11 protein-coding genes are annotated in these 13,755 nt (G+C 60.9%); 8 read left to right on the top strand and 3 right to left on the bottom strand.

Annotated features, from left to right (window positions below):
* Positions 1 to 10 precede the first annotated feature (10 nt).
* From IE093_RS03460 to IE093_RS03430, 7 genes are all read left to right on the top strand, one after another.
* A complete protein-coding gene (locus tag IE093_RS03460) occupies positions 11 to 1,144 on the top strand; it encodes an ABC transporter ATP-binding protein (RefSeq protein WP_229803208.1) in 1,134 nt (377 codons plus the stop codon).
* A gap of 10 nt (positions 1,145 to 1,154) precedes the next feature.
* Positions 1,155 to 2,078, top strand: coding sequence for an ABC transporter permease (locus IE093_RS03455; protein WP_189466239.1), 924 nt, complete (start codon positions 1,155 to 1,157; stop codon positions 2,076 to 2,078).
* Positions 2,075 to 2,917 (top strand): ABC transporter permease, encoded by an 843-nt coding sequence (locus IE093_RS03450; protein WP_189466237.1) that lies wholly within the window; start codon positions 2,075 to 2,077, stop codon positions 2,915 to 2,917. Before IE093_RS03455 ends, IE093_RS03450 begins: the two co-directional genes overlap by 4 nt.
* Positions 2,914 to 3,978 carry an ABC transporter substrate-binding protein gene (locus IE093_RS03445; RefSeq protein WP_189466235.1) on the top strand — a complete coding sequence of 355 codons (1,065 nt, stop codon included), beginning with the start codon at positions 2,914 to 2,916 and terminating at the stop codon, positions 3,976 to 3,978. The genes IE093_RS03450 and IE093_RS03445 overlap by 4 nt, the downstream gene beginning before the upstream one ends.
* Before the next feature lie 80 nt (positions 3,979 to 4,058).
* A complete protein-coding gene (locus IE093_RS03440) occupies positions 4,059 to 5,426 on the top strand; it encodes a glutamine synthetase family protein (RefSeq protein WP_189466233.1) in 1,368 nt (455 codons plus the stop codon).
* Between the two features lie 143 nt (positions 5,427 to 5,569).
* Entirely contained in the window at positions 5,570 to 6,862 is a 1,293-nt protein-coding gene (locus tag IE093_RS03435; RefSeq protein WP_189466231.1) for an NAD(P)/FAD-dependent oxidoreductase, read from the top strand.
* A gap of 264 nt (positions 6,863 to 7,126) precedes the next feature.
* Positions 7,127 to 7,690, top strand: a complete 564-nt coding sequence (locus IE093_RS03430) for a glycine zipper 2TM domain-containing protein (protein ID WP_189466230.1) — start codon at positions 7,127 to 7,129, stop codon at positions 7,688 to 7,690.
* A gap of 54 nt (positions 7,691 to 7,744) precedes the next feature.
* Here the strand turns inward: IE093_RS03430 and IE093_RS03425 are convergent, their stop codons facing one another.
* The 3 genes from IE093_RS03425 to IE093_RS03415 form a co-directional block, all read right to left on the bottom strand.
* A complete protein-coding gene (locus IE093_RS03425) occupies positions 7,745 to 10,312 on the bottom strand; it encodes a GcvT family protein (protein ID WP_189466228.1) in 2,568 nt (855 codons plus the stop codon).
* 161 nt (positions 10,313 to 10,473) lie between these two features.
* Positions 10,474 to 11,958 carry a Na+/H+ antiporter NhaC family protein gene (locus tag IE093_RS03420; protein ID WP_189466226.1) on the bottom strand — a complete coding sequence of 495 codons (1,485 nt, stop codon included), beginning with the start codon at positions 11,956 to 11,958 and terminating at the stop codon, positions 10,474 to 10,476.
* 198 nt (positions 11,959 to 12,156) lie between these two features.
* Positions 12,157 to 13,533, bottom strand: coding sequence for a glutamine synthetase family protein (locus IE093_RS03415; protein WP_189466223.1), 1,377 nt, complete (start codon positions 13,531 to 13,533; stop codon positions 12,157 to 12,159).
* On the opposite strand from IE093_RS03415, the gene IE093_RS03410 reads away from it, so the two are divergent.
* Positions 13,532 to 13,732, top strand: a complete 201-nt coding sequence (locus tag IE093_RS03410) for a hypothetical protein (protein ID WP_189466221.1) — start codon at positions 13,532 to 13,534, stop codon at positions 13,730 to 13,732. The two genes, IE093_RS03415 and IE093_RS03410, sit on opposite strands and share 2 nt — an antisense overlap.
* Positions 13,733 to 13,755 lie beyond the last annotated feature (23 nt).

The raw sequence follows: 13,755 nt of genomic DNA, 5'->3' as shown, positions 1-13,755 counted from the left end.
GAGTGCAACCATGACTCCTTCCACCATGGCGCCCGACACGGGCACTCGAAAGCCGGATACGGCGCATGTACGCGACATCGACAAGAGTAGCGTCCGCGAAGCGTCATCGATCGAGTTGCAGGGGCTGCACAAACGGTTCGGCAAGACGACGATCGCCCTCGATGGGGTCGATCTGACCATCGAAGCCGGTGAGTTCTTTACCCTGCTGGGTCCCTCGGGATGTGGCAAGACCACGTTGCTGCGTATCCTGGCCGGTCTCGAGGAGCCCGATGCCGGGCGTCTGAAAATCGGCGGTCGCGACATCACCGATACCCCACCACACAAGCGCAGCGTCAATACTGTCTTCCAATCCTATGCCCTGTTTCCGCATCTTTCAGTACGCGATAACCTGGCCTTCGGCCTGCGCATGCGGGGCATGCCCCTCGAACGGCGTAATGCCAAGGTGGCCGAGATCGCCGAGTTCATCCAGTTGGGCGACCTGGTCGAGCGGCGCGTCGACCAGCTATCGGGCGGTCAGCGTCAGCGTATCGCCCTGGCCCGTGCCCTGGTTTGCGAGCCTGATGTCCTGCTTCTCGACGAGCCGCTGTCAGCGCTCGATGCCGGGCTCCGCAGTCAGTTGCAGGTCGAGTTGTTGCGCGTCCAGAAACGTCTGGGCATGACCTTCATCTTCGTCACACACGATCAGCAGGAAGCCATGGTGATGTCGGATCGCATCGCGGTGCTCGACAGCGGCATCATCCAGCAGGTGGGACCGCCCCGTGACGTCTACGAGCGGCCAGTGAACGCTTTCGTGGCCCGTTTCATGGGACATGACAATCTCTATCGGATAACGGCCCGGGGAGAAGGTGGACGTCTTTCCACCGAGCTTGGCGAGTTGCATTGCGAATCTCCGGGGGCAGGGGAGTTGCTGTTGGTTCGTCCCGAAACGCTAGACCTGTTGCCTGGCGAGCAACCTGGCAAGAACCGCTTGCTGGCGACGGTCGGCGAGCGGCTGTATCGCGGCAGCCATGCCGAATATCGCCTCGACATCGGGGGCACGAGCCTGCAGGCCACCGTCAACAATCGTGGCAGGCATCTGCCCGAAGTCGGGGAACGGGTTACCGTGGCCGTCGCCGCGGAAGATCTCGTCACCCTGGGGCAGTGAGGAGAACGTCATGGCCTACTCCGATGTCATTCCCAGTCTCCGCAGCCGTGCCCTGGTCAGCGAGTCCCGTCATCTGCTGTTCACGGTCGCCCCCGGTGCCTTCTGGATCTTTGTGTTCCTGGTCTTGCCCAGTGCCTATCTGATGGGCGTGGCCTTCATGACCACCGGACCCTACGGACTTCCCGAGATGCCCTTGTCGGTGGAGTCGTTTCGACGCCTGGCGGGCTTCGGCTTCCTGGGCTGGAGTCCGGGCAACCTCTATACCTTGCTGCGCTCATTGTGGCAGACCTTGGTGTCGACCGCGCTGGTGGTGGTAATCGCCTATCCGATCGCCTACTACATCACCACATGTCGTGAAAAGTGGCGGCCGATCATGTTGCTGTTGGTGGTGGTGCCTTCCTGGACCAATCAAGTCATCCGTACGTTCGGTTGGATGAACCTTCTCGCACCGGGGACCCCGTTGGCCAATCTGGCTGAATCCGTGGGTCTGATCGATCCCAATATGGGGCTTTATCCTTCCAATTTCGCGGTGACCCTGGGGTTGGTCTATAACTTCCTGCCATTCATGGTGTTGCCGTTGTACGCGGCTTTCGAAAAGCTCGACACGGCCCAGGTACAGGCTGCCCAGGATCTCTATGCCTCGCCGGTACGGGCCTTCTGGCATGCCGTGTTCCCCCAGACCTTGCCGGGGCTGCTGGCGGGCACGGTGCTGGTGGCGATCCCGGCCTTCGGCATGTACGTCATTCCCGAGTTACTGGGGGGTGGCAAGGGCATGATGCTCGGCAACCTGGTAGCCAATCAGTTCGCCGGTAGTGCCAACTGGCCGCTGGGTGCCGCCGGCGCCATCCTGATGCTGATCGCTACCTTCATCGGGTTGTTCGCCATGCGCCGGGTCGGCAAGCGACTGGGTGGTGGCGAGGAGGTGGTGATATGAGAAAGCGCAACCTGCAGCGCGGCTTGAGCGCCTTCTGGTGGCTGACCCTGGCATTTCTTTACCTGCCACTGGTGGTGGTGGTGGTGTTTTCCTTCAATGCCACTAACAGCGCCGCCCACTTCACCGGTGTCTCGTTGCGCTGGTACCGGCGCCTGTTGGGCAACGAGGAGATTCTGTCGGCATTCGCCAACAGCATGATCCTGGCGATCACATCGTCGGTGATTGCGCTGGTGATCGGTTGCCTGATCGGCTATGGCATGTATCGCCACCGCCATCGCAAGCTTGGCTGGCTGATCGTGTTGATCTATCTGCCGATCGTGTTGCCGGATATTGTCTTCGGTATCTCGGAGATGACCTTTTTCGTCCAGATCCACCGCCTGACTGGCCTGCTGCAGCCCGGTCTCGAGACCATGATCATCGCCCATGTGACCTTCCAGATACCGTTCGTGGCGCTGATCGTCTACTCGCGCTTCGTCGGCCTGGATCCCTCCTTGTTCGAGGCGGCCAAGGATCTCTATGCCTCGCCTTGGCAGCGAGCGTTGCACTTCATGTTGCCGACCATCAAGCCGGCGTTGATTTCGGCTTTCTTCCTATCGTTTACCTTGTCCATTGACGACTTCGTGATCAGCTTCTTCACCGCAGGGCCCGAGAGTGCGACCCTGCCGATCTACATCTGGGGGGCGATCAGGAAGGGCGTGTCGCCGGAAATCAATGCGATTGCCACCTTGATGATCGGAGCAGTGGCCATCGCCGCTGTGTTGAGTCTGTTGTTCAGCTACCGCCGGCCTACCAGGTCGACGGCAAACCATCGAAGGGGAACAGAGGAGAGCGAACCATGAGAACAATTACCATGCGTGTGGCCGTTTCCCTGGGCAGCCTGCTATTGGCAGGAGCGGCGCAGGCCCAGGAGAACAAGCTGTATCTGTTCAACTGGACGGAGTACATGGACCCCGAGATCATCGAGGCCTTCGAGGCGAAGTACGATGTCGATGTGGTGCAGAACTACTTCAACTCTTTGCCGGAAATGTTCGCCAAGCTCAATGCCGGCGGCGTTTCGCAGTACGACATCATCGTGCCGTCCAACTATTATGTGCCGCGTCTGATCAAGACGGGGTTGGTACAGCCACTCGACAAGTCGAAGCTGTCGAATCTCGATAACGTGATGGAGCAGTTTCGCGACCCGGAATACGATCCAGGCGGTGAATACAGTGCGCCTTATCAATGGGGGACCACGGGAATCATATACAACACCGAGACATTCCCTGATTCCCCCAAGAGCTGGTCGCTGCTTTTCGACAGCGAGGTCAATCCGAGTCATCCCTTTGCCCTGATGGGCGATGGCCAGGTCAGCATGGGAGCGGCGTGCGCCTATCTCGGACATGGCTATGATTGCACCGATATGGATGCCTGGCGTGAGGCGGCACGGCTGCTGATCGACACCAAGGGGCGCGACAACTTCAGTGGCTTTTCCGATGGCACACCCGCCTTGCAACAGGTGGCCCGTGGCGTGACGCATGTCGCCCTGAGTTACAATGGCGACTACCTGTTCTTCAAGGACGAGGATCCGGAAACCTTTGCCAGCATCGACTTCATGCTTCCCGACGAAGGGGCCGAGATGTGGGTCGATGCCATGCTGATTCCCTCCGAGGCGCCGAATCCGGATATGGCGCACAAGTTCATCGACTTCATCCTCGACGCCGAGATTGGCGCTCAACTCTCCAACTACAACTACTATGCCAGCCCCAATGCCGCGGCCAAGCCTTATCTCGACGAGGTGCTGACCGAGCCGCCGGTGCAACCCAGCGACGAGGACATGGCGCGACTGCGCTTCACGCCGAGTCTTTCCGGCGAGCAGCTTCAGACCTTCCAGCAGCTATGGTCCGAGGTGCAGGCTCGTTGAACGATCGGTCCCGGACCGGGACCAGGGCGCGGCATCGCGTTGGGCGGCGCCGCGCCATGATGTCCATCAAGGAACTTCGTATGAGTAAGCGTCAAGACGATCCAGTATTGAACGACTGGTTCAGTGCCCATGGCATCACCGAAGTGGAGTGTCTGGTCACGGATCTGACCGGCATTCTCAAGGGCAAGATCATGCCCGCCAACAAATACCTCAACGGCGGTCGCCCACGACTGCCGGATTCGATCTTCATCCAGACCGTTACTGGCGGTTATCCGGATGACGAGGATATCCGATTCTGGAACCCAGCCGAGCGGGACATGGAACTGATTCCGGATCCGCAGGCCGTCTATCCGGTTCCGTGGGCGGAGGATCCGACGGCGCAGATCATTCACGACTGCTATTACCTGACCGGTGAACCGGTGGAGCTTTCGCCGCGGCATGTGCTCAAGCGAGTGCTGGATCTCTACGCGGCGCGTGGTTGGAAGCCGGTGGTGGCGCCAGAGGTGGAGTTCTACCTGGTCAAGACCAACACCGACTCCGATTATCCCCTCGAACCGCCGATCGGCCGGTCGGGACGCCAGGAGAGCAGCCGTCAGTCGTTCTCCATCGATGCGGTCAATGAGTTCGATCCATTATTCGAAGAGATGTACGACTATTGCGAGGCCATGGATCTCGATCTGGATACCCTGATCCATGAGGAGGGGGCCGGCCAGATGGAGGTCAATTTCCAGCATGGCGACCCGCTGACCTTGGCCGACCAGGTGGTGATGTTCAAACGCACCCTTCGTGAGACGGCGCTACGCCATGATATGTATGCGACGTTCATGGCCAAACCCATGGCCAACGAGCCGGGTAGTTCCATGCACATCCATCAGAGCCTGATGGATCTCGACGACGAACGGAATCTATTTGCCGGTGAGGATGAGCAGCCAAGCCGTCTCTTCCATCATTTCATCGGCGGGTTGCAGAAGTATCTGCCGGCGGCGATGCTGTTCTTCGCCCCCAACGTCAACTCCTATCGTCGCCTGATGCGCAGCGAGCATAGCGGCTCGGCACCGGTCAACGTGGAGTGGGGGCTCGACAACCGTACCGTGGGTTTGCGAGTGCCGGTATCGTCACCGCAGGCCACGCGTGTAGAGAATCGCCTGGCCGGTGCCGATGCCAATCCCTACTTAGTCATGGCGGCATCGCTCGCCTGCGGCTATCTGGGCATGCTCAGCCAGATCGAGCCTCGTCCTCCCATGGTCGGCTCGGCGTGGTCCGGCGGTGACAAGCTGCCCGATGATATCGGGCCCGCACTGGATGCTTTGCATGCCTGCAAGCCATTGGCCGACCTGCTGGGCGAGCGTTTCATCAACAGCTACCTCGCGGTCAAGCGTGCCGAGCACAAGGCGTACTTCCAGGTCATCAGTTCCTGGGAGCGTGAGCATCTTCTGCTGAGAGTTTGAGGTCCCTCCATCGGCGCATGGTGGCGCTCCTGAGCTGCCATGCGAATGGTGAGTATAATGCACCACTTAGTTGCGATGTTGTGGTTGATTAGCGTAATATTGCCTCAATTATGTTGAATAAAATAAACACTTTGGAGGCTTTCATGAGCGCGACTTCATCCCCCCGGCACGTGGCGTCCTACTATGCAGCCTCGGCTAATCCGAGCCCGTCGCGCCCGGCGCTGGAGGGCGAAATCCGCTGTGATGTCTGTGTGGTGGGGGCCGGTTTCACCGGGATCTCTTCGGCGCTGCACTTGGCCGAGAAGGGCCTCAAGGTCGTGGTGCTGGAGGCCGCCCGAGTCGGGTTCGGTGCTTCCGGGCGCAATGGCGGTCAGATCGTCAACAGCTACAGTCGCGACATGGACGTAATCGAGGCCAAGTACGGCGCGGAGACGGCTCGGGCACTGGGAGACATGCCCTTCGAGGGCAACCGCATCATCCGTGAGCGGGTTGCGCAATACGATATCCAGTGCGATCTCAAGGATGGCAACCTGTTTGCCGCCTGCAATGCCAAGCAGTTCAAGGGGTTGATCGAGCACAAGGCGCTCTGGGAGCGTTTTGGCCATGATCGCCTGGAACTGCTGGAAGGGCGGGACTGTCGTCGCGAAGTCGGTACGCAACGTTATGTCGGTGCGCTGGTCGACCACGCCGGTGGACATCTGCATCCGCTCAACCTGGTGCTCGGACAGGCCGCGGCTTTCGAATCATTGGGCGGAGTAATCCATGAGCAGACACCGGTCACCGAACTGGTCCATGGCGAGCTGGTTCGTTTGCACACTCCGCGGGGAGTGGTAAGCGCCGAACGGGTGGTACTGGCCGGCAACGCTTACATGCACAAACTGATCCCACAGCTCGAAGGCAAGGCCATGCCCTGCGGTACCCAGATCGTTACCACCGAGCCACTCGATGAAACGGTGGCTCGCGAGCTGTTACCCAACGACATGGCCGTGGAGGACTGCAACTATCTGCTCGACTATTTCCGCCTCTCGGCGGATCGACGCCTGATCTACGGTGGGGGCGTCAACTATGGTGGCCAGGATCCGGCGAGCATCGAAGGCGTCATCCGGCCCAAGCTCGAAGCCACTTTCCCACGGCTCAAGGGCGTAAGGATCGACTACGCATGGAGTGGCAACTTCTTGCTGACTCTCAACCGCCTGCCGCAGTTCGGCGTCCTCAACGGCAATGTCTACTATGCGCAGGGCTACTCCGGGCATGGCGTGACCTGTTCGCACTTGGCTGGACGATTGATCGCCGAGGTCATGAATGGGCGAAACGAGCGCTTCGATGCCTTTGCTGGTTTGCCGCATCTGCCATTTCCCGGTGGTCGTATGTTGCGCGTGCCACTGTCGGCGTTGGGCGCTTGGTATTATCGGGTCAGAGATATCTTGGGGGTGTAAGCGCCTGTCGGCGGCCGGCGACGCCCTTCCCATGAATGTGAAAACAGTGTTCAATAACTCTGGTACGACTCCGGCGGCAAGCTATCACCGTATATACTTGCTCCCATTCTCATCATGAATGCGTACTGAAGCCGGATGCTTCAGTTGCATTCGCAGCCCTTTTCATCGCTTGGAGTGGCGCTTCCCAACGAGGCGGACCAGTCATGCGCGACGTTCAGGTTCGTTACATAGGACAGGATATCGTGATGCATCAGGAGGCAAGCGATGAACAAGTCAATCGTGATCGGCGGTACTTTGGCGGTGCTGGGCCTGGGTGGCCTGGCGGTGGGAGCCTATCAGGTTCAGACTTTCGAGCGGGAGCCGGAACCGGTGTATGCCGATATTCTCAGTGTCGATGCAGCCACGCGTACCGTCGAAACCCCGCGTGAGGTATGCGAGAACGTAGTGGTCAGTCAGCGTGCGCCCACTCGCGATCCCAATCGCATCGTGGGCACCGCGGCCGGGGCCATCGTGGGGGGCTTATTGGGCAACCAGATTGGCGGTGGCAGCGGCAAGAAGATCGCTACCGTGGCTGGTGCGGTTGGTGGCGGTCTGGCCGGTCGTGAAGTGCAAGAGCGTATTGAAGCTGGGCAGACCACTACGACCACCCAGCGTCAGTGCCATACCGTGGTAGACACCCGTGAGGAACATCTCGGCTATGATGTCGAGTATCGCTACGAGGGCCAGGTCTACAGCGTGCGTCTCGATGATGCCCCGCAGGGCAATCGCGTGCTGATGCAGGACGACAAGCCCCAGTGGCATGCCGCGGATACCGCAACCCAGGGCTGACGTCGCCGAACTGGACCGATGCCCCGGCGAGCCGGCCGGGGCCAGGCGCCAGCACTAGCTCCTGGGGCGCTGGTTGTCGGGATCGAACAGGGCTCGATAGCCGACGGCCTCGACCCGCAGCGGATAGTGCTCGCCGAAGTACTCCATGAGGAGTTTGCCACCCTCCCGGGCATACTCCGCTGGCAGATAGCCCAAGGCGATGATTTTGCCTACCGACGGGCCGTAGGCGGTGCTGGTGACGTAGGAACGGCGTCCCAGAGCGTCCACCAGTACCTCTCCGCTCTCCGGGGCGAGAATCGGGGCGTAACCCACTGGATAGCGCGATATGCCCCTGGCGTCCCGGTTCTCCTGCATGGTCATGGTACACAGGTAGGCAGGTTGCTGCTCACGCTCGCGCTGCTCCAGGTAGGCGGCCCGGCCATGGAAGTCCGCCGCCTTGACCTTGGGCCTGGCGAGCCCCGCCTCATAGAGGTTGTACTCGGTGAGCAGGTCCACGTTCTGCAGTCGCAGGCTCTTTTCCAGGCGGCGGCTGTTGGCGTAGGTCTCGATACCTACCGGTGTCACTCCTTGCTCGAAGAGGAGATCCCACAGGGTGAGCCCGTAGCTGAACGGTATGTAGAGTTCCCAGCCCTGCTCACCCACATAGGAGATACGGAAGGCCCAGGCCGGTAGCCCGCGCACGCGGATCTCGCGGGCCGTGGCGAAGGGGAAGCGCTCGTTCTCCAGCGCCTGCGGGTCGTCGGCGACCGCCTGTAGCGTACGTCGGGCATTGGGTCCCCACAGTCCTAGAGTGGCCAGGGTATCGGTGCGGTCCTCGATATGCACCCGCGCAAGTCCCCTTTCTTCGGCCATCCGTATCATCCACACGTAGTCGCGATGACCGGTGTCACCGCCGCAGATCACCCTGTAGGCATCCGTCGCGAGACGGACCACGGTCAGGTCGGAATGCACGCCGCCGAAGGCGTCCAGGAAATGCGTGTACACGCCCTTGCCGATCGGCTGATCGCCGCCCACACGGGCCACCGAGAGGTACTCCAGTAATGACTCGGCATCCTGCCCGGAAACGTCGAAGATGGCGAAGTGGGAGAGGTTGATCATACCCACGTCCTCGCTCAGCGCGAGGTGCTCGGCGTTGGAGACCCGCCAGAAGTGACGAGCGTCCCACTCGACGGGGCGCTCGGGAACCCGCTCGGCGTAGCGTTCCAGCAGGGGCTCGTTGGCCGCGTAGCCGTGGGCGCGTTCCCAGCCCGCCGCTTCCATGAAATAGCCGCCGAGTTCCTTCTCTCTTGTCCAGAAGGGGCCACGCCGCAGATTACGCCCGGACTCGAACGGCTCGCGGGGATGCACCGGCGGATCGTAGATCTTTCTGGCGATCTCGAGGCAGCGTCCGTAAACATGGTGCGGGGTTTTCTGCACGGGGTAGAACCGCGCAATGTCGATGCCGAAGGGGTCGAGTTCCGGGCTGCCCTTGGTGATCCAGTCGGCGAACACCTTGCCCATGCCGGGACCATCCTTGACCCAGACCGCCTCGCAGAACCACAGGCCACGGGTCTCCGGCGATTCGCCGATCAGGGAGCCGCCATCGTTGGTGACCGACAGCAGGCCGTTGAACGAGTGCTTCTCGTCCCAGCCCAGTTCGCCGAGCACGGGGGTGAGTTCCACCGCTCGTGTGAAGGGCTGCATGACTTGGTCGAGATCCAGGTCACGCATGGAGGGCGATAGCCGTGCCTGGTCTCGCTCGAGGATATCGGTGGGATGTACCAGGCGCGGTGCGGTGGTTTCATAGTAGCCCCACTCAAGTTGCCCGCCCTCGGTGGTGGTGGGGTCGCCTGTGTCGCGCATGTAGGCGGAGTTGCCCTGGTCGCGTAGCAGGGGATAGCCGATTTCCTTACCGGTGCCGGCAAACACATCGTAGGGGCCAAAGAACAGCAAGGGGTGCTCAACCGGCATCAGCGGCAGGGGGGCGCCACCCATGGCTGCCGGAATCGGGCCCCAGATGCCCGAGGTCACAATCACCACCGGGGTCTCGATGTAACCTTTGCTCGTTTCCACACCGCGGACCCGGCCGTCGTCAACGTCGATGTCCAGCGCTGGGGTGTCGGCGAAGGTCTTGAGTCGCCCCGCAGCTTTCGCTTGTTCGATCAGCTCGCTTGCAACCTGCTGCGAGCGGGGTACCACCAGGCCGGCGTCGGGGTCCCACATCGCGCCCTGGATCAACTCCCGCTGCACCAGTGGAAAACGCTCGACGGCCTCATCGGGACTGATGAGCCGGACATTGGTGCCGAATGCCTTACCCGAGGCGACCTTGCGTTTGAGTTCCTCCATACGCTCATCATCGCCCACTCGTGCCACCTCGAGGCCACCGGTGCGGCAATAGTGGCCCAGACTCTCATAGAAGCGTCGGCTGTAGGTGGTGGTATAGCACGACATCTTGTCGTGGGAGGTCATGAAACAGAAGTCGGAGGCGTGGGAGGTGGAGCCGATATCCGAGGGAATGGCGGACTTGTCGAGGCCCACGAGATTGTCCCATCCCAGCTCGATCAGGTGATGAGCCACCGAGGCGCCAACGATGCCGCCCTGGCCGATGATCACCGCGCTTGCGTGCTTGGGTAGTGTCGCCATGACCGGTTCTCCTGTGGTGACCCGCCCGCTGCCCCGTGGTTCTCTTGTCAACGTAATGCACAGGACACCTTATAGCTGTCCAACGGCGACCCCGACTTGTGTCACTGCGACAGCCCCGACCAATCGGCCGGGGCGCGAGTGTATCTGGGCTTCATCACCGTTCAGGTCATGGCATAACCGAGAACGACGAAGCCGATGGTGGTGACCAACGCCCCGAGCAGGGCATAGGGGAATTGCGTCAAGCCATGCTGCATGGGCAGACAGCCGCTGCCTTGGGAGGAGAGCACCGAGGAGTCGGAGAAGAAGCAGGCATGGCTGCCGAAACTCGAGGCGGAAAGCAGGGCGCCGACCACTAGCGGCATTGGGGCTCCCATGTGCTGGGCGATGGGCACCACGATGGGAATCGAGATCACGAACACTCCCCATGACGAGCCGGTGGCGAATACCACCACGGCCATCGAAACGAAAACGATGGCGGGCAGCAAGGCGGCCGTCAGGTAAGGGGACAGCGAATCGATCATGAACTCGGTCATGCCCAGTTGATCATTGATCTCGCGTAGCACGAATCCGACCGCGACGATGGCCAGTGGCAGCATCATGGTCCGGAAGCCGTCCATGATGGCATCCATCAAGGTGTTGAAGGTGGCCAGCCGCTGGATCAAGTAGATCGCCAGGGTAAACAGAGTGGCGACGATCACGCCCTTGAGCAGGTCGATCTCGAAGTAAGCGCTGGCACCGATCAAGACGGCCATGGGGGCGAGGAAATTGAGCACGCCCAACCAAGGGTTGCTCGTGGGAACGTCGTCATCGCTCAAGGGTTGATCGGGGGCGCCGTCGGGAATCGGCTGGCCAGCACGGGCGCGGGCCTCGGCCGCCTTCATCGGTCCCAGGTCGGGCATCTTGCCCAGCGCCACCAACAGCACCAACGTCATGGCGACCCAGCCATAGAGCATGAAGGGAATCGACTGGATGTACAGCCACATGCCCGGCTCTTCGGTGGCGCCATTGGTCTCCAGCAGCTCGGCGAAGTACACCGCCCACGTGGACAGGGGCACCAGGATGCAGATCGGAGCCGCCGTGGAGTCGACGATATAGGCCAGCTTCTCGCGCGATACGCCGAAGCGGTCAGTGAGGCGTTTCATGGCCGCCGAGGTGGCCAGCGCATTGAGATAGTCGTCGATAAAGATCAACACGCCCAGCGCTGCTGTGCTCAGCAGTGACTGACGACGTGTCTTCACCAGGCGTGTCATGAAGTGACTGAAGCTCAGCGTGCAGCCAGACTTCTCCAGCATGGCAATGAAGCCGCCCATCAGGCCGCAAACCAGGATTAACCAGGCAATGGTTTCGTCCATCATCACGGTCAGCGAGATATCGGCCAGTTCGCCGATATAGTCGTCGGGTTGCAGCAGGATCAGACCGGCCAGGGCGCCAACCGCCAAAGCCTCGAGAGTGCGATGGGTGGCGATGGCCACGACCAGCACCAGTGCCGAGGGGACCAGGCTGATCCAGCCATAGTCGGTGCCCGGCATGTGATACAGCGTCAGCCCCACGATCACCGCGAGGATGGCGGCGCTCAGCAGTATGGGGCGTCGTGAACCGCGTTTTCCGGGCAGCGAGGGAGCGAAGGGATGCGATGTATTGCTCATGCCAGACCCCCGAATGCTGCTTGGTGGTGATGGGGAGCATGAGGTATGGCAGGGAGGGTTGTGCTTGTCATCGAGTCTCACCTCATATTGTTGTGAAGTCTGTTGTTGTCGTGGCATCGGCACAGCGAGGCCCGCCCGGCCATGCATATGGCCGGGTATCTGTCGCGATGTGATCAGGACGGGAAGTGAGGGATTCCCTCAGACATGGCGCAAGTACCAGTCATATTCCAACTTACTCACCGCCTGCATGGCCTGGGCACGCTCGGCGCGTCGGTTGGCCAGGAATACATGCAGGAACTCGCGTCCCAAGGCTTCGGCCAGTACATCGCTCGCTTCCAGCAGGTCCAGAGCCTGTTGCCAGCTATTGGTCAGGCTGGGCTCGCACTGCTCGTATGCGTTTCCGGTAATCGCCGGTGGCGGTGTCAGGCGGTGCTGAATGCCGTGGTCGATAGCGGCCAGCAGCGTGGCTAGCAACAGATAGGGGTTGGCATCGGCCCCGGCGACGCGGTGCTCGATGCGGCGGGCATCGTTGGTGCCAGAGGGAATGCGCAGGGCGACCGAGCGATTGTCGTAACCCCAGGTCGGGGTCATGGGCACGTAAAGGCCTGGCTGGAAACGTCGATAGGAGTTGAGATTGGGGGCGAACAGTGCCATCGAGGCCGGCATGAGTTCCAGCAGCCCGGCGATGGCCTGCTGCAGGATCGGCGTGCCATGTGGCGCTTCATCGTTGGCGGCGAAGACGTTGTGCCCAGCACTGTCCAGCAAACTGATATGGACATGGGTGCCGTTGCCGGCCTCTCCGCCATAGGGTTTGGCCATGAAGGTAGCTTCGAAACCGTGGTTCAGTGCTACCCCTTTGATCAGGCGCTTGAGCAGAATGGCACTGTCGCATGCCTTGAGTGCATCGTCGCAGTGCAGGAGATTGATCTCGAATTGCCCCGGGGCGCACTCCTTGAGGGCGGTATCCAGCGGCAGGCCCTGAATTGCGGAGGCGGCGTGAATGTCCTCGAGGAAATCTGCGTATTCGTCGAGTTCATTGATCGAGTAGAGCTGGCTTTGGGAGGCTCTCTCGCCGGTGGCTGGAGAACATGGGGGTTGGGCCATCCCCAAGGAATCCCGGCTGCGGTCGACCAGGTTGAACTCCAACTCCACGGCCACGACAGGGGTCAGGCCGGCATCGCGAAAGCGCGATAGCACACGGTCCAATACTTGGCGGGGATCGGCGAAGAAAGGTGTGCCGTCGGCCTCGTTCATGGTCATCAGGAGTTGTGCCTGGCGGCTGCGACGCAGCCAGGGGCTTGGCATCAGGGTGCCGGGGATCGGTCGGCACAGGCGGTCGCTATCGCCGCTGGCGAGCCCCAATCCGGTTTCCTCGATGGTGTTGCCGTTGATATCGAGGGCGAAGACCGAGGCTGGCAGGTTGATGCCGTCCCGATAGGCCTTCTCCAGGTTGTCGCGCGGGATGCGTTTACCGCGCAATACGCCGTTGAGATCGCTGATCAGCAGATCGATGCTGTCGATGTCGGGGTGTCGTTCGAGAAAAGCGCGGGCTTCACCGGCTGGGGAAGACGACATGATGCCACCTGTCCTTCTTGACGTTGACGATGGTTATTATCTTTCAATCGTCAGGTGGGTGTTGTCAAATCCTTTACGCCCTGGGGTGATGGTTGATAACGGGAAAACCACGGAATTGTTTTGGTTATTCTTTTTAAATCAGTTGGTTGATATGTGGTTTGGTAAGTCGGCAATGGAACGGCTTGGCAAAGAAGATTAACAGCGGTATGTTGAGCAAAGCAT

Origin of the sequence: Litchfieldella qijiaojingensis (genome assembly GCF_014651875.1) — a bacterium.
In the GTDB taxonomy this organism is placed as follows: Bacteria; Pseudomonadota; Gammaproteobacteria; order Pseudomonadales; family Halomonadaceae; genus Litchfieldella; species Litchfieldella qijiaojingensis.
Note: the sequence above shows the minus strand (reverse complement) of the source record. Positions and strands in the feature narration are given on the sequence as shown.

Bases quoted from the DNA above. Each gene is read 5' to 3' on its own strand.
- IE093_RS03460 (WP_229803208.1), top strand. From the start codon at position 11: ATGACTCCTTCCACCATGGCGCCCGACACGGGCACTCGAAAGCCGGAT.
- IE093_RS03455 (WP_189466239.1), top strand. From the start codon at position 1,155: ATGGCCTACTCCGATGTCATTCCCAGTCTCCGCAGCCGTGCCCTGGTC.
- IE093_RS03450 (WP_189466237.1), top strand. From the start codon at position 2,075: ATGAGAAAGCGCAACCTGCAGCGCGGCTTGAGCGCCTTCTGGTGGCTG.
- IE093_RS03445 (WP_189466235.1), top strand. From the start codon at position 2,914: ATGAGAACAATTACCATGCGTGTGGCCGTTTCCCTGGGCAGCCTGCTA.
- IE093_RS03440 (WP_189466233.1), top strand. From the start codon at position 4,059: ATGAGTAAGCGTCAAGACGATCCAGTATTGAACGACTGGTTCAGTGCC.
- IE093_RS03435 (WP_189466231.1), top strand. From the start codon at position 5,570: ATGAGCGCGACTTCATCCCCCCGGCACGTGGCGTCCTACTATGCAGCC.
- IE093_RS03430 (WP_189466230.1), top strand. From the start codon at position 7,127: ATGAACAAGTCAATCGTGATCGGCGGTACTTTGGCGGTGCTGGGCCTG.
- IE093_RS03425 (WP_189466228.1), bottom strand. From the start codon at position 10,312: ATGGCGACACTACCCAAGCACGCAAGCGCGGTGATCATCGGCCAGGGC.
- IE093_RS03420 (WP_189466226.1), bottom strand. From the start codon at position 11,958: ATGAGCAATACATCGCATCCCTTCGCTCCCTCGCTGCCCGGAAAACGC.
- IE093_RS03410 (WP_189466221.1), top strand. From the start codon at position 13,532: ATGATGCCACCTGTCCTTCTTGACGTTGACGATGGTTATTATCTTTCA.
- IE093_RS03415 (WP_189466223.1), bottom strand. From the start codon at position 13,533: ATGTCGTCTTCCCCAGCCGGTGAAGCCCGCGCTTTTCTCGAACGACAC.